Genomic DNA, 24,255 nt, shown 5'->3' with positions numbered 1-24,255 from the left:
TGAAGCCGAAGCTTCTAATTGGATTATCATCAACGAGTGCCCACACAGATTGATAGGTCTATATTGTTAAAGAGCTTGCTTTGCGAGAAGTTTTTCTCTCAAAGCGGAGGTGCATTCTAACGAGATAATTGAGAGTGTCAAACACTTTTTTCAATTTATTTTCTCAGAAGCTTTCACCTCTCCGACCCTGCTGAAGCCTTATCGCGTCTGCCGTGTCGGTGGATGCGCATTATAGGGAACTCAGATCCGTTCGCAACCCTTTTTTGAAAAAAAATGGAAAAAACTGACTATTCGATGACTATTTCATCAAAAAAGCAAAAAAGAGGGTAAAAAACCCTCTTTTTCTGCCTCAAAAGCCGTATTTAAATGAATGCGTACGCGTCTGCGAACATACGTTCACTCTTCGCTTTCTTGTTCTGAGTGAACTGTTCACGTGCTGCGCCAGCCATTTCAAAACGACCTGCAATATAGATATCGTAGTTTTCTAAGCTTTCGAAATCTTCAGCTACAGCTTGTAGCACGTTACCAACTTTACCTTGCCAGTCTGCAGGAGCTTCTTCTACTACTGGCACAAAGTGAACATTGGCAAACTTGTCGGCAATCTCGACCAGTTCGTCTTTAGCATAAAGCTGGCAGTTATCGCGCGCCCCCCAATATAAATAGATAGGATTGGTTTTATTCTGCGCTACGCAGTGATCCAGAATCGAGCGAACGTAACTGAAGCCTGTACCACCAGCAATTAATAATAATGGGCGTTCGCTTTCTTCTTGAACCCAAGCATCGCCATGTGGCGCATCAATTTCAATCTGACCATCAGTTTCAAGCGCCGCTTGCATTGCTTCGACAACTTCTTGTGCATAAGCGTTGTGTTCCGCCGCACCGATGTGCAGTTCAAGTTCACCTTCATGACGACAAGGGCTGCTTGCGATAGAGAAAGGACGTTTGTCTTTTTCACCCATCACCACCATTAGGTACTGACCCGCTTTAAAAGGCACTGGTGATTCTGGATGAAGAAGGATTTGGTAAGTATTACAAGCTAACGGCTGAATAGACTTTACTTTACATTGGATGGTCATGGTGTTCCTCTCGCTTACTCGTCAAAAGTAAGCACTAAATTACTTTCTGTATAGGCTTGGCAAGGGAATATCCAACCTTGCTGTTGCTCTTTTTCGGTTAGCATAGGTTCGAGGTGATAGCTCACCTCGCCCGTTAGCTTTTTACACATGCACATGGCGCAAGCGCCAACTTGGCAACGGTGTGGGAAGCGAATATTGTTGTTGAGCGCAGCTTCCAACACCGTCTCCCCTTCTTTTACTTGGAATGTAACGTCCATTGGTAGAAGGTGGACTTGATGACTCATAGAATACCTAACTGGTCCCAAATCTCATCGACTTTAGCCACAAGTTTAGGATCTTTTTTGATAGGCGTACCCCACTCGCGCGTGACTTCAGATTCGAACTTGTTGGTCGCATCCAGTCCTAATTTGGATGAACTCTCAGTCTTACCAAGCACTTGAATCGTGTCTCTATCTGGGTCCATTCGAGTTGTCACCGCCCAAATGATGTCATTCCAATCTCGTGCATTAACGTCATCGTCGCACAAAATGATGAATTTGTTATCCGTGTACTGAGCAAAGAAGCCCCATATGTGTTCCATCAATTCTTGGGATTGACCAGCTTGGTCTTTCTTCATAGTCACGACAGCAAATTGGTTGTTTGCTGTAGCCGGTAGATAGACGTCAACAATCTCAGGGCGTTGCTGTTTCAACTCATTTAGTTCTGCTTCGGTAATCGCTTTGCTGTCTCGCTCAGTGACCTCGGTTCGCGTCGCCAGCTCGGCATCCCATTTAATGGTCGCATCCAAGCCCATTTTGGAGCCAAGCCCAACCACAGGTGAAGCAAAGTCGAGCGAGTCGATTGGCGTGTTATCTATCATCAAGGTATCACGCACAGGGTCCATATGCTCTGACATGGCTTTCACGACATCATTCCAATCTCGTGCGTTTACCGATTCATCGCACACAATAACAAACTTGGTATACATGAATTGACGTAAGAAAGACCACACGCCCATCATTACGCGCTTGGCATGTCCTGGGTACTGCTTCTTCATGGTGACGACGGCCATTCGGTACGAACAACCTTCTGGCGGAAGATAGAAGTCTTCAATCTCTGGGAATTGCTTTTGCAGAATCGGCACAAACACTTCGTTTAATGCCACACCCAATACAGCTGGTTCATCTGGCGGACGACCTGTGTAGGTGCTGTGATAAATAGGGTCTTTACGCATAGTAATGTGCGTAATAGTAAATACGTGGTGCTTTTCTTTTTCGTTATAGTAGCCAGTATGGTCACCGTAAGGACCTTCATCAGCAAACTCGTTCGGGTCGATATAGCCTTCCATCACGATTTCCGCGCTCGCTGGCACTTCCAAATCATTACTGACTGACTTCACGACTTCCGTTTTGCTTCCACGCAACAAACCTGCAAATGCGTATTCCGATAGCGTATCTGGCACTGGTGTTACTGCGCCAAGAATGGTTGCTGGGTCTGCACCAAACGCGACCGAAACTGGGAAAGGTTTACCTGGGTTGGTTTCCATCCAATCGCGCAGATCAAGCGCACCACCACGATGGGCTAACCAACGCATGATGATTTTGTTCTTGGCAATTTTCTGCTGACGGTAAATGCCTAGGTTCTGACGTTTCTTATTTGGACCTTTGGTTACGGTTAAGCCCCAAGTAAGCAGCGGCGCTACATCTTCTGCCCAGCAGCTCATTACCGGAATTTTATCCAAGTCGACTTCATCACCTTGCCAAACAATGTCTTGGCATGGTGCTTTACGTAAACGCTTAGCCGGCATGTTCAATACTTGTTTGAACACAGGCAGTTTTTCTAAAGCGTCTTTGAAGCCTTTTGGTGGCTCAGGTTCTTTTAAATAAGCCAGCAGCTTACCGACTTCTCTTAATTCTTTAACATCTTCACGTCCCATACCGATTGCGACACGCTCTGGTGTACCAAACAGGTTAGTCAAAACAGGTACGTCGTAGCCGATTGGGTTCTCAAACAACAGCGCAGGTCCACCAGCACGCAAGGTGCGGTCGCTGATTTCTGTCATTTCATAAGCGGGATCAACAGGGTGAGTGATGCGTTTAAGTCGACCTTTCTGTTCTAGGTGGTCGATAAATTCGCGTAAATCCTTAAAACTCATAGGCCTTCATGCTGGCTGATTAAACTGTCCGCAGTATAACAAATAGGAGGACGCTAAGATCCTCCTATTTTGTGTGGGTATGTGAGCAAGATTACTTTAATACTTGTTCAATCTGCCGAGTCTTTATCTGATGGTTCGAAGATACTAACTCTTCCAACCAGGTTTGATGCCCTTGTTGAGCAAGCTCTCGAGCAACCATGGTTGCTTCTTCTGATAACGCCATTTTTCTAACTAGAAACTGCTTTACTTGCGGAGATAGAGGGTTAGATTTTGTAAGTAGACTAATAGCTTCTGGCTTGAGTGATGGGTTAACTGTGGCATTCATCAATTGCTGAATGGAAAAAACGTCTCCAACCGCAGCTAAACGCTCAAGTTCGGACTGGCTGTTGTAATCGGCTTTCATCCGCCAGAGTAAGTTGTACACTTCCTCATCCTGACTAACTTGTGCCAACCTGACTATCACGGCCGTCGAGGGTAACCAACTGGTCACATTTGCTTTGGTTAACTGGGCCGTTAATGCAGCAAGCGCATTGGGTGATAAGCTGTCTAACTCTCGAATCAAAAGCGCTTCACGCGCTTGAGCTTGTTGAGATGGCCCTGTAAGCCATTGCTTTAAGTTAAGCTCTCTTCGTTCAGCTTGTAAGACAAAGTCCAAGGTACTTTGGTCTTGTTTCCAACGCTTAATCAAGCGACTCGCAATAACGGGAAAGTTAAAAGCGGGTACACTAAATTCATACCCATCACCTCGCTCTAACACTTGATAAGTCGGGGTCATACGGATCTGGGACTCAACAAACAGAGCCATTCGAGGCGTGAGAATCACATCTTGCTTTTCAAGCTTTTCCAACAATTGAAAGCGCACCACCTCTTGTTGAGGCAAAGCAAGTCGATCAAGGGCAAATTTAAGCGAGTCGACTTCATCTCTGACAGCGTAATCAAGCAGTTCAGAGACTTTAGCCTGTATTTGAGTATCCTGAAGCCACTGCTCTACTACAGACTCATGCATTTCCTTGGCAGATAATGTCGCAGGTAGAGTGATAAGTGACAAGCTCAGGAGTAATGACGACAACATTCCTTGTTGCATGTTAACCTCCCGATAACATTTCCTTCATTCTGATACTTCTATCGGGAGAAAGCAATAAAAAAGCCACCGATATACAGTGGCTTTTCGCAGAATCACTTATTTGAGATTATTGACGACGCATCGCATCGAAGAACTCATCGTTGGTCTTCGTCATCGCTAGCTTATCGATTAGGAATTCCATTGCGTCGATTTCACCCATTGGGTGAACGATCTTACGCAGAATCCACATCTTCTGTAGTTCGTCAGTCTTCGTCAGTAGCTCTTCACGACGTGTACCTGAGCGGTTGAAGTCAATCGCAGGGAATACACGCTTCTCAGCAATCTTACGGTTCAAGTGCAGTTCCATGTTACCTGTACCCTTGAACTCTTCGTAGATAACTTCATCCATTTTAGAACCAGTATCTACTAGTGCCGTTGCGATGATAGTTAGGCTGCCGCCTTCTTCTACGTTACGTGCAGCACCGAAGAAACGCTTAGGACGATGTAATGCGTTTGCATCCACACCACCAGTTAGTACTTTACCTGATGAAGGCACTACGGTGTTGTAAGCACGAGCTAGACGAGTGATAGAGTCAAGCAAGATAACTACGTCTTTCTTATGTTCAACAAGACGTTTTGCCTTCTCGATTACCATTTCCGCTACTTGTACGTGACGAGATGCTGGCTCATCGAAAGTCGACGCAACCACTTCACCTTTAACTAGGCGTTGCATCTCGGTTACTTCTTCTGGACGTTCGTCGATAAGAAGAACCATCAACTCACACTCTGGGTGGTTGTACGCGATGCTTTGCGCGATGTTTTGCAGAAGCATTGTTTTACCCGCTTTAGGCGGAGCAACAATCAGACCACGTTGACCTTTACCGATTGGAGATGCCAAGTCTAAAACACGTGCTGTAATGTCTTCTGTTGAACCGTTACCACGCTCCATAACCATGCGCTCATTCGCATGTAGAGGGGTAAGGTTTTCAAATAGGATCTTGTTACGGGCGTTGTCTGGTTTATCGTCGTTAACGGTATTGACTTTTAGAAGCGCAAAGTAACGTTCACCGTCTTTTGGTGGACGAATTTTGCCAGCGATAGAGTCACCAGTACGTAGGTTAAAGCGACGAATCTGACTTGGTGATACGTAGATATCGTCCGGACCCGCAAGGTATGAACTATCTGCACTGCGTAGGAAACCAAAGCCGTCTTGCAGAATTTCCAGAACCCCATCGCCAAAGATGTCTTCGCCGCCTTTAGCGTGCGCTTTTAAAATCGCGAAGATGATGTCTTGTTTTCTTAAGCGAGCTAGGTTCTCTAATCCTAAGCTTTCGCCCAGTTTTACAAGGTCAGACACAGGTCTGTTCTTCAGTTCGGTAAGGTTCATGGTGGTGGATTCTTGTTTAGTCAAAATAAGATCTGTTTTCTAGTTAAGATGGATTTGGTCTCAGGATCGACCAAGAAGAGAAATTTGTTCAATTAACGCGCGATAAGTTAGCACTAATTAGTATTCTAGTCCAGAGTTAGAAAAACAAAACCGTGCATTGTAACTTTGCACGGTTTTATCTGTAATCACTTGGTGATTATAAGTTTGCGTCTAGGAACTCTTTTAGTTGAGTTTTAGACAGAGCACCTACTTTCGTTGCCGCTACGTTACCATCTTTAAATAGTAATAGCGTTGGAATGCCGCGAATACCAAACTTAGGTGGTGTACCTGCGTTATGGTCGATGTTTAGTTTACCGATAGTGAGTTTGCCTTCGTACTCGTCTGCGATTTCGTCCAAAATAGGAGCGATCATTTTACAAGGACCACACCATTCTGCCCAAAAATCCACTAGAACCGGGCCTGCAGCGTTGATTACATCGTTTTCAAAACCGTCATCAGTTAGCTGCAAAATCTTATCACTCATCTTCCACTCCAATGTGTTTTTCGAAACTGGTTGGATGATAACCAGTAATTAGATGCCCTATTGGAATGTATTTACTTTCGTATTGCAAGCTTTAGCTGATATTCTATAGCCATGAAAAAGACGCATATCACAGAGCAAAAGTTCGCCGATTTGGGCTTAAAGCCCCAAGTTATTGAAGGATTGGACAAAAAAGGGTTCGAATTTTGTACCCCTATCCAAGCCTTGGCGTTGCCGGTCCTGCTCACCGGCCAAGACATCGCAGGCCAGGCCCAAACGGGTACTGGTAAAACGCTCGCGTTTCTTACTGCTACGTTCAACCACCTTCTGACGACTCCGGAACATGAAGGTCGTAAGCCTACACAGCCACGCGCAATTATTATGGCGCCAACACGTGAGCTCGCTATTCAGATTTACAATGATGCAGAATCATTAACTGAAAGCACAGGTCTAAAAACCGCTCTAGCTTACGGTGGTGAAAGCTACGACAAGCAACTTGCGAAACTGCAAGACGGCGTAGATATTCTGATCGGAACAACAGGCCGTATCATCGATTTCTACAAACAGCGCGTATTTAACCTCAACAACATTCAAGCTGTTGTTCTGGACGAAGCCGACCGCATGTTCGATCTTGGCTTTATTAAAGACATTCGCTTCTTGTTCCGTCGTATGCCTGAGCCAAAAGAGCGTTTGAACATGCTGTTCTCAGCAACGCTGTCTTACCGCGTTCAAGAACTGGCATTCGAACACATGAATACTCCTGAGCATGTCGTTGTCGAACCAGAACAAAAAACTGGCCACCGTATCCAGGAAGAGCTTTTCTATCCTTCGAATGAAGACAAAATGGCGCTGCTTCAAACACTAATTGAAGAAGAGTGGCCAGATCGCGCTATCATTTTTGCCAATACCAAGCATAAGTGTGAATCGGTTTGGGGTCATTTGGCTGCCGATGGACATCGTGTAGGCCTTCTTACTGGCGATGTACCGCAGAAGAAGCGTGAGAAGATTCTTGAGCAATTCACCAAAGGTGATGTCGACATCTTAGTTGCAACTGACGTTGCAGCGCGTGGCCTGCATATTCCTCAGGTAACGCACGTTTTCAACTACGACCTTCCTGACGACTGTGAAGATTATGTTCACCGTATTGGCCGTACTGGTCGCGCTGGTGCGAGCGGTCATTCGATCAGTTTTGCTTGTGAAGAGTACGCGGTTAACCTACCAGCAATCGAAGAATACATTGAGCACACAATCCCAGTTTCAGAGTACGATTCGTCGGCACTGATTCAAGATCTACCGGCTCCGATTCGTATGCGTGCACCACGCAACCAACAGCGCCGCACGAATACTGGCGGTACCCGCTCTGGTTCTGGTAACCGTAAGCCGCAGGGACGTCGTCCACGCCAACCGCGTCAATCGGCACCAAAACAATCGTAATAGGAAACTGAGTTCGTTTTATGAGTCAAGCAGGATCATCACCGCTATATGCCGCCATCGACCTCGGGTCGAACAGTTTTCACATGCTCGTTGTGCGTCACATCGATGGCAGCGTTCAAACAATGGCTAAAATTAAGCGCAAAGTTCGTCTAGCAGCGGGCTTAGATGAACATAATTCTCTTAGTATGGAAGCTATGCAGCGAGGATGGGACTGCTTAAGTCTATTTGCGGAACGCTTGCAGGACATTCCTAAACAAAACATTCGCATCGTCGGTACAGCAACATTACGTACCGCGACCAATGTAGATGTGTTTTTAGAAAAGGCTAACCAAATTCTAGGCCAGCCTATCGAAGTGATTACTGGTGAAGAAGAAGCTGCCACTATCTATAAAGGTGTCGCTCACACCTCTGGCGGTAGTGGTCGTCGCCTTGTAGTCGATATCGGTGGAGCAAGTACCGAACTGATTATCGGTGAAGGTTTCGAAGCCAAAGCACTGACCAGCTTAAAAATGGGCTGCGTGACTTGGCTTGAAAACTTCTTTAAAGATCGCCAATTGAATGCTCGTAACTTTGACGCGGCAATTGAAGGAGCGAAACAGACCATCCAGCCGATTTTAGAACGTTATACAGAAATTGGTTGGGATGTGTGTGTTGGTGCATCAGGCACTGTTCAGGCATTGCAAGAGATAATGCTGGCGCAAGGCATGGACGAAGTAATCACTCACTCCAAACTCAAGCGTCTACAGAAGCAAGCCATGTTGGCCGACCATTTAGAAGAGCTCGATATTGAAGGCTTAACACTTGAGCGGGCATTAGTGTTCCCTAGTGGCCTCTCTATTTTGATTGCCGTTTTTGAATTGCTTGAAATCGATGCTATGACACTCGCTGGCGGCGCACTACGCGAAGGCTTAGTGTATGAGATGGTTGAAGAGCTTCGTCAAGAAGACATTCGTGCCCGCACTATCGCTAGCGTACAAAATCGCTATCAGCTCGATCACCAATACGGCGAACAAGTCGCTACTCTGGCACACACGCTTTTACAGCAAGCTGGGGGCGATGAGTGGATTACAGAGCCTCAGGGCAAGATATTACTCGAGACCGCCGCAAAACTGCATGAAATTGGTTTAACTATCGATTTCAAAAAAGGCGGAGAGCATAGTGCTTACTTGCTGCAGAATTTGGATCTGCCTGGTTACACGCGCGCGCAGAAGTTCTTTATTGGTGAAGTGGCTCGTCGCTATCGCGAACAACTCACTTCTTTACCTGAGCAGCATGCATTATCAGGCTCGAGTGCAAAACGAGTATTGAGATTGTTGCGTCTTGCGGTTCTGCTCAGCCATCGTCGCAATCCTGATCTAGAGCCAAATGTGACTCTAACGGTTGAAGGCGACAATCTAACGTTACACATTGATGCGCAATGGCTAGAGAAAAACCCACTGACTGCGGCTGAGTTGGAAATTGAATCCAACCGTCAGACAGACATCGGCTGGCCATTAAATATCGTAGCAAAATAAGCGAATATCACTGCCTTACAATACTAAAGCCCAGGCGTTCGCTTGGGCTTTTTTGCTTCTATTTCCCCTACAAAACGTGCTGCCCAGCAAAAATCTCAGCTTCTCCGCTCTACATCGAAAAACAGCCATGCTTTATTGATAAACACGATTTAGCCAACCAAGATGCACCATAATGAAAACCGTTTTAATGACTGGCTTAACTGGCACTCTCGCCCCTATAGTTGCTCATCAGTTCCAACTTCGCGGCTGGAATGTATTGGAATGGAATCACCATCAAATCCCGCCGGATGATCTACAGCAAAGTGAGCAATTTTGGCAGCAGCACCACATTGATGCGGTGTGCCATATGGCGATGGGGAGTGAAGCGTGGGCAGCGTGGCTTGGTGAGCACTGCAAACGCCATAATATTCCTTACCTCTTTGTCAGCACAGCAATGGTATTTGATGCCACAAAAAACGGGCCTTATGGCATCTTTGAAGAAAGAAACACCCAAGATGATTACGGCAAATACAAAGTTCGTTGTGAAGATGCAATCTGGCAAGCAAATCCAGATGCGATGGTTGCTCGAATTGGTTGGCAGCTCCATCACCAAGCAGAAGGCAATAACATGTTGGCGCATCTCGACCGCCAACATGAAGAGTACGGCGTTATTACCGCTAGCACAGCTTGGTATCCCGCGACTTCTCATATGGACGATACTGCACTCGCCTTTTTGCAGCTTATTGAGCGGAACGAAGCCGGTTTATACCATCTTGATAGCAACTTAAAGGATAAGTGGAATTTCTACGAACTCGTTTGTGCACTCAAACAGCATTACAACAAGCCATGGCAAGTGCTGCCAAGCAATGACTATCACCATGACCAACGTCTAACCGATGAACGAATTGCCTTGCCGCCATTGAGTGAACGTTTCAACAAACCAGAGCAAATCCAGCAAGCCGGCATCATAGGAATCAACTGGGGACGCACGCACATTCCCCACTATCGAAACAATGGTGTATCGGTCACAACGTTATGCGCCAACCAAATAGAACCGCTTCAGCAAGCGTGCAGTGAAGAAGCAATCCCAAAGGCAGAAACGAACATCAGCGCACTCAAGCAACTTGATGTAGTGACAATCGCGACACCTGCGCATACTCATGCAGAGATAATTAAGAAGTTAGGTTCAACCAAGCTAATTTGTGAAAAGCCATTGGTGGGATTGAATTCCGACATCACTCACTGGCAGCAACCGAACTCCAACCTATTGGTTAATTACGCCTTTGCTCAGCTTAATACCGCCAAGACGATAGAGAAGTGGCTCGCCTCGCAAACCCAACCTTGTGTGGTCAATCTAGTCACCCAAGTTAATCTACCAGGCACCTTCACGCTCAAAGAGTGGTTTCTTGAGACAGCTAGCCACCCTATTTCTTGGTTGCTGCATTGCTTCGGAGACTACTCTCAATCAACACTGGTTGAGGAAAACGGCCAACTGATCGTTGAGCTGCAATGTGACGACCACCAGCTAAGGTTTGTATTTGAACTAACAGGTGAACCGGGCATCGAGCACAATCTAACGATTCAATCCAACCAGACCTTAACCAGCAAAGGCTACTACCGTGTCGGAGAAAAATGGCGTTTCGAGCCCATTCTCGTTAATGGCAACGCGATAAATGATGGAGAGTACAGCGAGTCTGATTGCTGGCAGGACGCCAATCAACGCAGTGTCGGTTTGATGTTGGCGATGTTCAATCAAAGCATCAGCTGGGATAACGGCCTGCAACTTGGCGCCTTCGATGCGCAAAAAGCCATTTTGATTGAGAAGATGCTCTGTTAGCCATTTCACCAGCGAGCTTCCTCTACGTTCCGTATCTTCGATTAAAAGGTCTCACTCGGGACCTTTTTATTGCTCATTTTTACCTTCGTACAGCTTAGGGAGCTTTTGGACACCCATGATCTAATTACTCCCTACGCTGTACAAAACGCTCTAAACCCAAGTAAACAGGCACAAAAAAGCCGCTTGATTTGAGCAAGCGGCTTTCGGGGTTCCCACTGATATTAAGACTGAACGCTTGTCGTCACCTTAAAGTCAGGGTTCACCGCAGTCAGCTTCTTGATGAGGTAATTCAGTAATACGCCGTACATAGGAACGAACAAACCAAGACTAATAATCAGTTTGAAGCCGTAATCCACCAGCGCGATTTCCGTCCAATGCTCCGCCATGAATGGATCTGGACTTTGGTAGAACGCAATGGCGAAGAAAGCGATGGTATCAAGTGCATTACCGAAAAGCGTTGAACACGTTGGTGCCACCCACCATTGCTTCATTTGGCGTAGGCGGTTGAACACATGCACATCCATGATCTGACCAAGTAGGTACGCCATGAAGCTAGCAATCGCGATACGAGCAACGAATAAGTTAAATTCCCCTAAGTGACCAAAACCTTGGAATTGACCTTCGAAGAACACCACCGATAAGAAGTAAGACACTGCCAAAGCAGGCAACATCACTAAGAAGATAATCTTACGCGCCAACTGAGCACCGAAAATACGCACAGTTAAGTCAGTCGCTAGGAATATAAATGGGAAAGTGAATGCGCCCCAAGTGGTATGGAAACCGAAAATAGTAAACGGTAGCTGAACTAGGTAATTGCTAGATGCAATAATGACTAGGTGGAATAGAACCAGATAGATAAGGGCGTTGCGCTGCTGCGCAGGGGTAAAGTTACTCATGCGATACCTTTTTAGTTTGGTTTGGGGGTGAGGGAACCCAAATCGAGTCACTGAATAAAGTGGCTCTTACCAACAATGTAAAATGAAAAATAAACTGGCTTGGCTCATTCTGAGCGAAGCGGTGGGCGATTATACATTAACCACTTTTCGCCGCAAGTCGTCTGTTTGACGCAAACGTTTAAGCATAAAAAAGGGTGTTTCATGTGAAACACCCTTTCAAGAAAAACTCTATTTTTAGAAGCCGCGTTGGAACAACCCTGCAAGATAATCCAACTCTTCCCTGCTCTCTTCAATCGCTAACGCTTCAAACCAAATCGCTTCGCTGTAATGCTCTGCCTTCATAAACAGTCGGCAACCTTCAAAGTCAATCAGCCAAGAGTGAATGTCTGCATCCCATTGCTTTTCCACCACAGTAGCAGAAAGCAGTCCGACTAAACGCTCGCCTAAGGCAGGAAAGCTATCAAGGTCAAAGCTCGGCGCAGTAATGATTAAGCGCCCTTCTTGTGCCATATAGTCCGCTAAGCCAAATTCCTTTTGCATCTGGTTCCTTATCCGTGGTGAGTAATGTGTTCTTGAATCAAATCGAGGAATGGGTCGGCGTACTTCTCCAGTTTGCGCTGACCAACGCCGCTGACTGCCAGCATTTCGCCGTAAGACGTTGGCAGAATTTCCGCCATATCAATCAAAGTTGCGTCACTGAAGACCACGTATGGTGGCAAACCATCTTCATCAGCAATCGACTTACGCAGCTTACGTAACTTAGCAAACAGCTTTTTGTCGTAGTTCTTGCTGGTCAGTTTATCTGATTTCGCCGCACGTGCTGCGGTGTCTAAACGCGGAACCGCTAACTCTAGAGTCACATCGCCACGCAACAACGGACGCGCCTCTTCGGTAAGTTGCAACGTTGAGTTACGCGTGATGTTTTGGAACAACAGCCCTTTGTGGATTAACTGACGGAAGATACTCACCCAGTAATCGTGGCTGTGATCGCGCCCTATCGCGTAGGTAGAAATCTTATCGTGACCGTTTTCACGTACACGAATGTTTTGCATGCCACGTAGCACTTCTACCACGTAGCCCATACCAAAGCTCTGATTCACTCGGTACACACAAGACAACGCCTTACGCGCTTCTTCCGTGGCATCAAAGTGTTTCGGTGGATCTAAGCAAATATCACAGTTGCCACATGGCTTCTCACGATACTCACCAAAGTAATTCAATAGCACCTGACGACGACAGGTTTGCGCCTCAGCAAAGGCACTCATCGCATTCAGTTTATGGGTTTCCACCTGCTTCTGTGGACCATCGTCTTTCTCATCCAACATACGACGCAGCCAACTGATGTCCGCCGGGTCATACAACATCATCGCTTCGGCAGGCAAACCATCACGCCCTGCACGACCGGTTTCCTGATAGTAGGATTCGATATTGCGCGGGATATCAAAGTGAACCACAAAACGCACGTTTGGTTTGTTGATGCCCATACCGAATGCCACGGTCGCCACCACGATCTGGATATCATCGCGTTGGAAAGCTTCTTGAACGTAAGCGCGCTCATCGGCATCCATACCTGCGTGATAACCAGCAGCACGAATGTGGTTGTTGCACAGCTTCTCGGTCACCATCTCAACTTTCTTACGGCTACCACAATAGATGATGCCGCAATTCCCCTTTTGGGTTTCAAGATAACGAACGATTTGCGAAACCGGCTTGTGCTTCTCAACTAAGTTGTAGCGAATGTTGGGACGGTCGAAGCTGCCTAGGTAAACCTCTGGATTATTCAGTTGCAGGCGTTCAAGAATATCTCGGCGCGTTGCGTCATCTGCTGTCGCCGTCAGCGCCATAAATGGCACATGGGAAAACTGCTGCTTAAGCTGACCAAGCGCGGCGTATTCTGGCCGAAAATCGTGTCCCCACTGGGAAATACAGTGCGCTTCATCGACAGCAATCATCGATAGCGGCAAGTTTTCCAAGCGCTCAATGAAATCACGCATCAATACGCGTTCTGGTGAGACGTACACCAACTTAAGATGACCAGTGTGCATGCGGTTATATACGCTGAGCAGTTCTTCACGAGGCATGGTCGAGTTAATGCATTCAGCCGCTACACCGTTGGCTTTAAGCTGGTCCACTTGGTCTTTCATCAGCGAAATAAGCGGAGAAATCACCAAAGTAATACCAGAGCGAACCAAAGCAGGGATTTGATAACACAGCGACTTACCGCCACCAGTAGGCAGGATAACTAAGCTGTCGCGACCTTCTACCGCAGCATCAATCACCAACTGCTGACCATCACGGAACTCTTGGTAACCAAACACATCCTCCAACACACGTTGAGGCGTTACAGGCGAGTCTGATTGTTCGGCTAACAAGGTAGAGGTCATGAAAAGTCTCAGATTGGGTCTTAAAAAAGAGGTGCTTATGCATACCACTGGCACACAAAGTGAGGGCACATTGTAATGGGGTTTCATGGTGAATAAAACCGCAAATTGTTAGGTGTTTCGCATCACGACTCGTATACTGATTTTCTGCTCTATAAAACACACAATTAGGTGACACTTCATGACACCAGAAGACGAACAACAACGCGCGCGGCAAGGCATCTTGCTAGCGATTGGCGCGTATACCATGTGGGGCATTGCGCCGATGTACTTTAAGTCCATCGCACAAGTATCTCCTTTGGAAATTCTCAGCCACCGAGTGATATGGTCTTTCTTTTTGCTTGCTGCACTCCTCCATTTTGGCCGTCACTGGCGCTCGGCTTACCACATCGCGAAAGACAAAAAGAAAATCGCTTACCTGATCGCAAGTTCCATGTTAATTGGCGGCAATTGGTTGATTTTCATTTGGGCGGTAAACTCGAATCATATGCTCGACGCCAGCTTAGGTTATTACATTAACCCACTGATCAACGTCTTACTTGGGATGGTATTTTTGGGAGAGAGACTGCGTAAATTACAGTGGTTCGCGGTTGTATTGGCAGGTTGTGGCGTACTCGTTCAACTGATTGTATTTGGCTCCGTACCTGTTGTTGCGATGGCGTTAGCAATGAGCTTCGGCTTTTATGGCTTATTAAGAAAGAAAGTCAGTGTCGATGCAAAAACTGGCTTGTTTATCGAGACATTACTTCTGCTGCCGGTGGCCGCTGTTTATTTGCTTTTTATTGCCGATACACCAACCTCAAATATGTTTACGAATCCACTTACGTTAAATAGTTTGTTGATCGCAGCTGGGGTTATAACAACCCTGCCACTGCTGTGCTTTACGGGTGCAGCAACAAGACTCAAATTATCGACTTTGGGCTTTTTCCAATATATAGGCCCAAGCTTAATGTTTTTACTTGCAGTATTGATGTATGGCGAACCCTTTACCATGGATAAAGCGATCACTTTCGTCTTTATTTGGGGAGCACTAGTCGTGTTTAGCTTTGATGGATTACGTAATAACCGTCGCTCACGCCGAATCGTTCAGCCACAGTGATCGTTTTTTACAAGACAAGTTAGAAATTGCCAGATAAGCTTGGTCATAATGTGACCAAGCTTTTTTTTGTTTAATGGAACATATTCAGTACTACGCAACCGACCATGACAACTTGAGTCTAATAGAGGCGAAATACCAGAAATTTGCTTTTCAAAGGCATTACCATCTGGATTTTCATCTCGGCCTGATCACGCATGGTGCGCAGAAGTTCCAATATCAAGGTAACAACCACCAAGTTGGTCACGGGCAAATTGTGATTATGCCGCCGGATGAGCTGCACGACGGGCAATCTAAGCTCGAGAGTGGCTACGAAGTGAATGTGTTTGCGATCGAACCTCACCTATTGAGCGATCTAGCCGATCTTAAGAAAAACGGTCAAATAATACACTTCAACGAACTGATCATCTCGGATCCCCAGATATTTTCACAACTTAGTAACTTACACGGGCTACTTCGTCGTGAAAACCTCAGCCAACTCACTAAAGATTGCCTTCCTTTTGAAGGATTTAACCAACTTTTTGATCGCTACGGATCGCTTGAGCGACAAAAAGTGGTGCCGCTAGGAAACCAATCGCTTGGGACGTTAAAAGATTATCTAATGGCTAACCTTGACCAAGCGGTGCGTTTGGATTCACTTTCAGAGCTGTGCCAACTGAGCCCAACTCAGTTCCAGCGCCACTTTAAAGCGCAAACCGGCATGACGCCTTATGCGTGGTTCGCACGCCTGCGCCTTGAACAAGGCATGAAGTTACTGCAAGCTGGTCAATGTGGTACCGACGTCGCCCACCAGATCGGTTTCTACGATCAAGCGCATTTCAGCAAAGCGTTTAAACAGACCTACGGCGTTTCCCCTTCTCAAGTGGCTCGTTAATTTCATTTACCGAGAAAGCTGTCAGTTTTTTACAAGCGCCACAGGTGACTTACCACGACAATAGCCGCATTGGTTAAATTTGAGATGTGTTATGAATGAATCCACCATATTGCTGACACTCGCCAGCATTCACTTTATTGCCCTAATGAGTCCAGGTCCGGACTTTGCGCTGGTCGTACAAAATGCGACGCGTCATGGTCGTCAAACTGGCTTGTACATTGCGTTGGGATTGTCCGTCGGTATTTTGCTGCACTCTTTGTTCAGCCTGACAGGTGTGAGTTTTGTCGTCCACCAGCACCCAGTGCTGTATTCCGTGGTACAACTGCTCGGTGGTAGTTACCTGCTCTACTTAGGAATTGGCGCATTGCGTGCCGTGATCTCGATGATCCAAAACCCACAGACGGATCAACCTAAGAAGCAAAATAACCTAGTGATCAGCAATAAGCGTCAAGCGTTTGCTAAAGGGTTTGCGACCAACATTCTTAACCCAAAAGCCCTGGTGTTCTTTGTCAGTTTGATGTCGAGTTTAGTCCCAGCAGGTATGTCGATTACTGGCAAAGGTATTGCACTGGTCATCCTGTTTGGCTTGTCGCTATTCTGGTTCTCTAGCCTTGCATGGATGCTGTCGACACAGCGCTTACAGCGTAAATTGCAACAAGCGGGTATCTACATCGACGGTCTATGCGGCGTGGTATTTACTCTAGTGGGCGGCAGTATTCTATACCAAACTATCAATACTTTTATCGGATAAAGTACTGATTTAAAAGCGTAGCACAATCGACATTTCTAAGATTGCTGACTCGACGTGACTCTCCATAACTGCCAAGCTCAAAGCACAAAACTGGCAACATGGAGAGTCATCATGCATTGGACGTTCAACCGACTCGTGACCACGGGTCTTTTTCTTACTTCCCCACTCGTCTTATCTACCCCAACCTTTGCTAACCAAGCAGCAGATGCGGTTGCGCCGGAGCACAGCACTGGCTTCGAGCAAAAACAACTGGTCAAAGCGAAAGATTATATGGTTACCGCTGCTAACCCAATTGCAACCCAAGCCGGGGCGGATGTTCTTGCACAAGGGGGCAATGCTATTGATGCCATGGTTGCCGTACAATTGATGCTGGGCTTGGTAGAGCCGCAATCATCAGGTATTGGTGGCGGTGCCTTCTTAGTGTATTGGGACAGTGAGAAACAAAAACTGACTACGTATGATGGACGCGAAACCGCACCGCTCGCCGCGACGCCGAAACTCTTTTTAGACGAAAAAGGACAACCCCTACAATTTTACGATGCGGTTGTCGGCGGGCGCTCCGTTGCCACTCCTGGTACAGTGAAACTGCTGTGGGACACGCACCAGAAATACGGCAAGTTGGAATGGAAAAAGATCATCCAACCCGTAATTACCTTGGCTGAACAAGGTTTCGAAGTTAGTCCTCGCCTCGCGAGTCTGATTGAAAAAGATGCCAAGCGCCTATCTCGCTTCCCTGCGACTAAGGCTTACTTCTTCAATCCAGATGGCTCACCAAAAGCCGAAGGCACGTTGTTGAAGAACCCTGAATACGCGCAAACTCTGACGGCAATTGCAGAGCAAGGGGCAAAAGCTTTCTATCAAGGCGATATCGCCACAGACATCATCAAGACCGTACAAAATGCACCGGGCAATCCTGGCGTATTGGCACAACCTGACTTTGATGCGTTCCAAATCAAGCAACGTGAACCGGTTTGTGCGGCTTACCAAAGCTATGACATCTGCGGCATGGGACCACCTAGCTCTGGCGCATTGACGGTTGGACAGATTCTCGCGATCACCGAGCAATACGATCTTAAAGGTTGGGGAGCCGAAAGCGCAAAATCATGGCAAGTGATCGCCGATGCATCGCGCCTTGCGTTTGCGGATCGCGGTAAGTACATGGCTGACCAAGATTATGTGCCAATGCCAACCGAAGGCTTGCTTGATAAAGATTATCTCAAACAACGTGCTGAGCTCATTCAAGTCGGTAAAGCCTTGAGTAAGGTTGAAGCCGGCAACCCTCCTTGGTCGCACGCGATGAACTTAAGCATGGACCAATCGATCGAGTTGCCTTCCACCAGCCATTTCAATATCGTCGATAAGCAAGGCAATGTGGTTTCAATGACAACAACCATCGAGAACGCCTTTGGCTCACGCTTGATGGTGCGTGGCTTCTTGCTCAACAACGAACTGACCGATTTCTCTTTCCGCACGCATCAAGATGGTGTGCCAATCGCGAACCGCTTAGAACCGGGAAAACGCCCACGCTCCTCCATGGCACCGACCATTTTGATGAAGGATGACAAACCTTACATGGCTATTGGCTCACCGGGTGGTAGCCGCATTATTGGTTACGTCGCACAAGCCATTATCGCCCACACGCAATGGGATATGGACATCCAAAGCGCGATTAATCAGCCACGATTGCTGAACCGTTTTGGCACCTTAGATATTGAGCAAGGTACCGCCGCAGAGGGCTTACAGCCAGCTCTGGAGAAGATGGGTTTTAAAACCGATGTTCGGGATTTGAACTCTGGTCTGCATGCGATACGCATAACAAAAGACGGTCTTGAAGGCGCTGCGGATCCAAGACGTGAAGGTGCCGCTATCGGGCAGTAAGAGTCTTTCGCTCGACCCCTTGTGCGAGATCTCTCACAAAGGGTTGAGCAAACCTCTCTTTTTTAATGGTAAAACCGTACAGCAAAGCGCATAAGCCATTGAATTTAATACTCATGTATCTTTTTTGAACGCTAAGAGAGTTAAAAAATGTGAGATTAGCCCGTTGTTGGAAATCGTTAAACACGTAATATTAAACCTGTCGGAAGGATGCTGACACGGAACAGGAAACACCACGGACTTGGTGAACTTCAGGAAGAAGAAACGGTTATTCAGGATGAATAGTCGGGCATGGATTGCAAAATTGGACATTGAACGGAATCAATAGTGACTAGGATGGTTGCTACTAAGGACGGGAAATGGACACCTCTGGACGAGGCAAGGATTTGAACATCAGGATGATGTCAGGGACACCGCTCAGGGAACAAGTGATGAGAGCTAACGAGGATAGTTAGCAGACCAGGATAAGGTCACTAAGGACACCGCTAGGAAGGCGACGTAAGGATTAAGCTGACGGATTCAGCACACTATCATGGATTAGATGCATGGAGCACTCTTAGTAGCTGGATTGCTGCGAGTAAGACTATAACCCCGATGGGCGCAAGCCCTCGGGGTTTTTCTTTGCCTAAAGTTTTTCTCAGTAGATCTGCTGAAAACAGGCATTCACCCACAACGCCCACCTTTCACTTCAAACGGCATCGTTAAGTCGCGCTTTTGTACTCCATTTATCATTCCATTTTTTACTGCGTTAGCGACACCAAAACTGCACAAACAAAAAGAGCCGCCGAAGCAGCTCTTAAGTTGATGATACCAATCACAGTAAATAAGTGATCAGAAATAGCGTAGGGAAAATGCTTGAGAACAAGGCGCAATTTTTCGATAAGTAGTTATTCTACAATCAAAAATTGCAACGCAGTTATCGAGTATTTTAACAAGCTAGAATGACCAGTTATTTACTACGATTGGTATGAGTTTTGGTCAAGCCTTACAGTTTCTCTAGTCGTGCGTAAGCAGTTACCAACCATTTGATGCCTTCACCGTTAAAGGCAATCTGTACACGGCTTTGTGGACCACTGCCTTCGAAGTTGATGATGGTGCCTTCACCAAACTTTGGATGCATCACACGAGAACCTAGCGTAAAGCCGGTTTCATTAAAGCTCTCTTTCACAACAGTTTGGCTAAATCGACCACTGCTTGAAGGACGGCTAACTTGCGCCTTCATTCGTACTTCATCTAAACAAGTTTCTGGCAGTTCACGGATAAAGCGAGACGGTTTATGGTATTTATCCTGACCGTACAAACGACGCATTTCAGCATAAGTGATGTACAGTTTCTGCATCGCACGGGTCATGCCTACGTAACACAGACGGCGTTCTTCTTCTAAGCGCCCTGCTTCTTCTGCCGACATTTGGCTTGGGAACATGCCTTCTTCCACACCGACCATAAACACCAATGGAAACTCTAGACCTTTCGCACTGTGTAATGTCATGAGCTGAACCGCATCTTCAAATTCGTCCGCTTGTCCTTCGCCCGCTTCTAGTGCTGCGTGGGTTAGGAATGCCGTCAGCAGTGACATGTCTTCGGCTTCTTCTGGTTTCTCGAATTGGCGAGTTGCGGTCACCAATTCCTCCAAGTTCTCAATACGTGCCTTAGACTTTTCGCCCTTCTCTTGCTCGTACATAGCGAACAAGCCCGAGTATTTAATCACATGGTCAGTTTGGTGATGCAGCGGCATCTCTAAGGTGTCGTCTTCTAGCGCGGTGACAAGCTCGATAAAACGGCTCAGAGCACCAGCAGCGCGACCAGCAAGCACCTTCTCGTCCAACATTGCCACACTCGCTTCCCACATGGTGCAACCACGATCACGAGCCGCAAAGCGGATGGTTTCAAGCGTCTTATCGCCCAAACCACGCGTTGGCGTATTCACCACACGTTCAAACGCCGCATCATCGTTACGGTTGGCAATCAGACGCATGTAGCTCAAGGCATCTTTGATTTCCTGACGTTCGAAGAATCGCATGCCGCCGTAGATACGGTAAGGCAGACCGGCTTGAATTAACGCTTCTTCCAGAACACGCGACTGGGCGTTGTTACGGTAAAGCATCGCAGCGTCATTCAGAGCACCGCCCTTGTCTTGCCACTCTTTGATTTTGTTCACCGCAAAACGGGCTTCATCTAATTCGTTGTAAGCGCTGTAAACCGAGATAGGCTCACCGACCACGCCATCCGTCCACAACTCTTTACCCATACGCTCGGTGTTATTCGCAATCAGGGTGTTAGATGCTTCCAGAATGGTCTTGGTTGAACGGTAGTTTTGCTCAAGACGAATGGTATTTACGCTTGGGAATTCGAGCGTAAACTTCTCAATATTCTCGACTTTTGCACCACGCCAACCATAAATCGACTGGTCGTCATCACCTACGATCATCACGTGACACTCAGGACCCGCCATCATACGTAGCCAAGCATATTGAATGTTGTTGGTATCTTGGAACTCGTCCACCAAGATATGCTTAAAGCGTGCTTGGTAGTGTTCACGGACGAACTTGTTATCACGCAGTAGCTCATGTGCGCGCAGCAAGATTTCCGCAAAATCGACTAAACCAGCACGATCACACGCTTCTTGGTAAGCGGTGTACAACTGCAGATATGTCTTGGTTACTGGATCATGGTACGCATCAATGTGCGACGGGCGCAGACCTTCGTCTTTCTTGCCGTTAATCCACCATGCCACTTGGCGTGCTGGCCATTGCTTCTCATCGAGGTTTTGCGCTTTGATCAAACGCTTTAGCAGACGCTGTTGGTCGTCACTGTCGATGATTTGGAAATCTTCCGGTAGCTTCGCATCAAGATAGTGTGCACGCAGAATACGGTGACAAATTCCGTGGAAAGTACCATTCCACATACCGCCTGCACTGCCCATCATTAGCTCTTCGATACGTCCACGCATCTCTGCCGCCGCCTTATTGGTAAAGGTTACCGACATGATTGAAAACGGAGAAGCTTGCTCGACCGACATCAGCCAAGCGATACGGTGAACAAGAACGCGTGTCTTACCACTTCCTGCGCCAGCAAGAACGAGCAAGTTTTCTAGAGGTGCTGCAACGGCTTCACGTTGTTTATCGTTCAAACCGTCGAGTAATAGAGATGGATCCATCATGATGAGAGCTACTGGTTATTTATACATAAAAACCGATTATAACCTAAACAACCGGGTGCTGTTTAGACAAAACTTGATAAAAAAATCGATGTTTTTTTGCCCAACACATCAATTAGTTATATCTATTTGACCCCACAAACCCATTTACTTCGGAAATTTTTCTGAAAGTTTTTTAGCCAGTTTCCTATCTTTTAAGTTAAGCAAGTTGATAACAAAAACGCCAAAACAGGTGATTCATCTTGCCAACTTAAAGTAAAGGAAATCATTCAGAGGAATTTATTATGAAAAAGTCGAATCTAGCTGTTACTGCTGCTGTTACTGGTCTTCTAGCTCTTGGTGGCACAATGCTAACTGCAGCTCCAGCTGTCGCTGCTGAAAAAGAAAAGTGCTATGGCGTTTCTAAAGCAGGTAAAAACGACTGTGCAACAAAAAGCAGCTCATGCGCTGGTACTTCTAAAGAAGATAACCAAAAAGACGCATTCGTAGTCGTACCAAAAGGTCTTTGTGACAAACTCGCTGGCGGTAGCACTTCTTCTTCATAATCTTTTATCGCTAGCTATTGTGAGGATGCGTTGACGCTCAACCAACGCAAAGCCAAGACGCATCCTTCTCTTCCCGCACGATTTGAAAAGGAGTTTCACGTGAAACACCACACCTTCCACGACCTTGTTGGAGTTGGATTAAGAACCCCACACCTCGATTACTTTAGCCAATCCCAGCCTGAGTTGTCTTGGTTAGAAATCCACAGTGAAAACTATTTCCAACCCAATGCAACAGAGCGCCATCAGCTACAAACGCTTCGCGAGCAATATCAAATTAGCTGCCACGGTATTGGTTTGTCGCTAGGTTCGGTGGAACGTGTTAGTCAAAAGCATCTTGCGCAACTTAAATCACTGATTGACTCAATCGACCCAATTCTTGTTTCTGACCATTTAAGTTGGAGTGAAAACGGCGGTCACTACTTTAATGACCTGCTTCCACTTCCGTATACGGAAGAAGCGCTCAACGTGTTCACTCGTAACGTGAATGAAGTGCAGGAATATTTGCAACGCGAGATCTTGATAGAGAACCCATCTAGTTATGTGAAGTTTCAACATTCGACCATCAGCGAATGGGAGTTTCTTACCGAAGTGCAAAAGCGCACTGACTGTCGTTTATTGCTCGATTTAAACAATGTTTATGTTTCGGCGTTCAACCACGGTTTTGATTGCGACACATACCTAGATGCGATTCCAGCCGACAAAGTGGATGAGATTCACTTGGCAGGTTTTACCATTAAACAACTCGACAAAGGTGAGATATGGATTGATACCCATAGCCGCCCAGTTAGCGATGAAGTTTGGCAGTTGTTTTCACAGTGGACAAAAAAACACGGTCCACGTCATGCGTTGATTGAATGGGATTTGGATATCCCCGCGCCAGAAGTCTTATTAGGAGAAGCGCAGAAAGCATCACAACTGCTGTTGCAAGGCACACTTCCAAGTGAACAAAGCGAACCAAGGAAGGCATCATGAATCTAGCCACCTTACAAAGCCAGTTTGCTAAAGCCCTGCACTATCAAGCGCTCGGTGAAGACTGCGATATTGCCAGTGATGAGTTTACCGCTGATGAACGCATACAAATTTACCGCAATAACTTTATCGTCAGCTTAAGCGAAGTGTTGTCCGCGACCTACCCGATGGTTGAAGCGCTGCTTGGTGAAGAATGCTTTGAACAGATAGCTCGCCAGCATGTTCTTTCTTACCCATTAAAAGAAGGAAATGTGGTGCATTATGGCGAAGGCTTTCAAGACACCATCATGCAGTTTAGTCAGGTGATCGCACAAGCACCTTACAGCCCTGAAGTCGCACGCTTCGAGTGGCATATCGACCTAGCTCGTCAAGCACAGTATGAGCAATCCAATGCAGCGGAATTAAAACCGCTTGCGTTACTTGGCGAAGTGAGTGAAGAGCAACAACCCGCTTTAGTCTTACACCTTAAAAAGGGCTGCCGCAGCTTTGACTCCAATTACGCAGTATTCGATCTATTTAGTGCGATTCAAACTGGGCAATTCGAACAACTTAATATCAACCAATTACAGCAAGGTGTCATCTCGATTCAAGCCAATGGAGAAGCCTTGTGTCACGCACTCGATGCCGATGTGTTCCAACTGCTGCAATGTTTAGAGCAGAAGCAGAGTTTGAGCGAAATACCTGAAGTTTTACTCGCTCATCTCAATCGCATCATGGCACTCGATATTGTTGACGGCTTTACATTGCAATCAATCTAAGGAGCACTC

Annotated in this window: 20 protein-coding genes; 10 read left to right on the top strand and 10 right to left on the bottom strand. The window is 46.6% G+C overall.

Features of this window, described 5'->3' with window-relative positions:
* Positions 1-362 precede the first annotated feature (362 nt).
* The 6 genes from fre to trxA all read right to left on the bottom strand — a co-directional run bounded on the left by fre (position 363) and on the right by trxA (position 6,183).
* Positions 363-1,076, bottom strand: a complete 714-nt coding sequence (gene fre, locus R7Z41_RS21600) for an NAD(P)H-flavin reductase (protein ID WP_005382872.1) — start codon at positions 1,074-1,076, stop codon at positions 363-365.
* Between the two features lie 14 nt (positions 1,077-1,090).
* Positions 1,091-1,360 (bottom strand): 2Fe-2S iron-sulfur cluster-binding protein, encoded by a 270-nt coding sequence (locus tag R7Z41_RS21595; RefSeq protein WP_009696789.1) that lies wholly within the window; start codon positions 1,358-1,360, stop codon positions 1,091-1,093.
* Positions 1,357-3,210: a 4-hydroxy-3-polyprenylbenzoate decarboxylase gene (gene ubiD / locus R7Z41_RS21590; protein ID WP_225466755.1), complete on the bottom strand. Its 1,854-nt coding sequence runs from the start codon at positions 3,208-3,210 to the stop codon at positions 1,357-1,359. The genes R7Z41_RS21595 and ubiD overlap by 4 nt, the downstream gene beginning before the upstream one ends.
* A gap of 91 nt (positions 3,211-3,301) precedes the next feature.
* Positions 3,302-4,294, bottom strand: a complete 993-nt coding sequence (locus R7Z41_RS21585) for a hypothetical protein (protein WP_017821790.1) — start codon at positions 4,292-4,294, stop codon at positions 3,302-3,304.
* Positions 4,295-4,400: 106 nt separating this feature from the next.
* Positions 4,401-5,660: a transcription termination factor Rho gene (gene rho, locus R7Z41_RS21580; RefSeq protein ID WP_005378757.1), complete on the bottom strand. Its 1,260-nt coding sequence runs from the start codon at positions 5,658-5,660 to the stop codon at positions 4,401-4,403.
* 196 nt (positions 5,661-5,856) lie between these two features.
* Positions 5,857-6,183, bottom strand: a complete 327-nt coding sequence (gene trxA / locus R7Z41_RS21575; protein ID WP_004745500.1) for a thioredoxin TrxA — start codon at positions 6,181-6,183, stop codon at positions 5,857-5,859.
* A gap of 111 nt (positions 6,184-6,294) precedes the next feature.
* Between trxA and rhlB the strand changes: the two genes are divergently transcribed.
* From rhlB to R7Z41_RS21560, 3 genes are all read left to right on the top strand, one after another.
* Positions 6,295-7,614, top strand: coding sequence for an ATP-dependent RNA helicase RhlB (gene rhlB / locus R7Z41_RS21570; RefSeq protein WP_005378764.1), 1,320 nt, complete (start codon positions 6,295-6,297; stop codon positions 7,612-7,614).
* Positions 7,615-7,634: 20 nt separating this feature from the next.
* On the top strand, positions 7,635-9,128 hold the full coding sequence (gene gppA, locus R7Z41_RS21565; protein ID WP_005382885.1) for a guanosine-5'-triphosphate,3'-diphosphate diphosphatase: 1,494 nt from the start codon (positions 7,635-7,637) through the stop codon (positions 9,126-9,128).
* 172 nt (positions 9,129-9,300) lie between these two features.
* Positions 9,301-10,944, top strand: a complete 1,644-nt coding sequence (locus tag R7Z41_RS21560; RefSeq protein ID WP_025768970.1) for a sugar nucleotide-binding protein — start codon at positions 9,301-9,303, stop codon at positions 10,942-10,944.
* 221 nt (positions 10,945-11,165) lie between these two features.
* Here the strand turns inward: R7Z41_RS21560 and R7Z41_RS21555 are convergent, their stop codons facing one another.
* The 3 genes from R7Z41_RS21555 to recQ form a co-directional block, all read right to left on the bottom strand.
* Positions 11,166-11,840: a 7-cyano-7-deazaguanine/7-aminomethyl-7-deazaguanine transporter gene (locus R7Z41_RS21555; protein WP_005378770.1), complete on the bottom strand. Its 675-nt coding sequence runs from the start codon at positions 11,838-11,840 to the stop codon at positions 11,166-11,168.
* A gap of 234 nt (positions 11,841-12,074) precedes the next feature.
* A complete protein-coding gene (locus tag R7Z41_RS21550) occupies positions 12,075-12,380 on the bottom strand; it encodes a DUF3630 family protein (RefSeq protein WP_005378772.1) in 306 nt (101 codons plus the stop codon).
* Positions 12,381-12,388: 8 nt separating this feature from the next.
* A complete protein-coding gene (gene recQ, locus R7Z41_RS21545) occupies positions 12,389-14,224 on the bottom strand; it encodes an ATP-dependent DNA helicase RecQ (RefSeq protein ID WP_005451195.1) in 1,836 nt (611 codons plus the stop codon).
* A 178-nt stretch (positions 14,225-14,402) separates the two neighbouring features.
* On the opposite strand from recQ, the gene rarD reads away from it, so the two are divergent.
* The 4 genes from rarD to ggt all read left to right on the top strand — a co-directional run bounded on the left by rarD (position 14,403) and on the right by ggt (position 18,820).
* Positions 14,403-15,320: an EamA family transporter RarD gene (gene rarD / locus R7Z41_RS21540; RefSeq protein ID WP_086047101.1), complete on the top strand. Its 918-nt coding sequence runs from the start codon at positions 14,403-14,405 to the stop codon at positions 15,318-15,320.
* 73 nt (positions 15,321-15,393) lie between these two features.
* On the top strand, positions 15,394-16,191 hold the full coding sequence (locus R7Z41_RS21535; RefSeq protein ID WP_158157032.1) for an AraC family transcriptional regulator: 798 nt from the start codon (positions 15,394-15,396) through the stop codon (positions 16,189-16,191).
* 91 nt (positions 16,192-16,282) lie between these two features.
* A complete protein-coding gene (locus R7Z41_RS21530; protein WP_017633799.1) occupies positions 16,283-16,942 on the top strand; it encodes a LysE family translocator in 660 nt (219 codons plus the stop codon).
* Between the two features lie 111 nt (positions 16,943-17,053).
* Positions 17,054-18,820, top strand: a complete 1,767-nt coding sequence (ggt, locus tag R7Z41_RS21525; RefSeq protein WP_225478229.1) for a gamma-glutamyltransferase — start codon at positions 17,054-17,056, stop codon at positions 18,818-18,820.
* Positions 18,821-19,802: 982 nt separating this feature from the next.
* Here ggt and uvrD read toward each other — a convergent pair.
* Positions 19,803-21,977 (bottom strand): DNA helicase II, encoded by a 2,175-nt coding sequence (gene uvrD, locus R7Z41_RS21520; protein WP_005378778.1) that lies wholly within the window; start codon positions 21,975-21,977, stop codon positions 19,803-19,805.
* A 281-nt stretch (positions 21,978-22,258) separates the two neighbouring features.
* Between uvrD and R7Z41_RS21515 the strand changes: the two genes are divergently transcribed.
* From R7Z41_RS21515 to R7Z41_RS21505, 3 genes are all read left to right on the top strand, one after another.
* A complete protein-coding gene (locus tag R7Z41_RS21515) occupies positions 22,259-22,519 on the top strand; it encodes a DUF2282 domain-containing protein (RefSeq protein ID WP_005378779.1) in 261 nt (86 codons plus the stop codon).
* A 99-nt stretch (positions 22,520-22,618) separates the two neighbouring features.
* The gene (locus R7Z41_RS21510) at positions 22,619-23,491 is read left to right on the top strand and encodes a DUF692 domain-containing protein (RefSeq protein WP_064368859.1); all 873 of its coding nucleotides are present in this window, start codon (positions 22,619-22,621) and stop codon (positions 23,489-23,491) included.
* Complete coding sequence (locus R7Z41_RS21505) at positions 23,488-24,246, top strand: DNA-binding domain-containing protein (RefSeq protein WP_005378782.1); 759 nt, start codon at positions 23,488-23,490, stop codon at positions 24,244-24,246. Before R7Z41_RS21510 ends, R7Z41_RS21505 begins: the two co-directional genes overlap by 4 nt.
* The last annotated feature ends 9 nt before the right edge of the window (positions 24,247-24,255 follow it).

It is taken from the genome of Vibrio sp. 1457, assembly GCF_033340195.1.
Classification (GTDB): Bacteria; Pseudomonadota; Gammaproteobacteria; order Enterobacterales; family Vibrionaceae; genus Vibrio; species Vibrio alginolyticus.
This window is presented reverse-complemented; position numbering and strand designations above follow the sequence as displayed.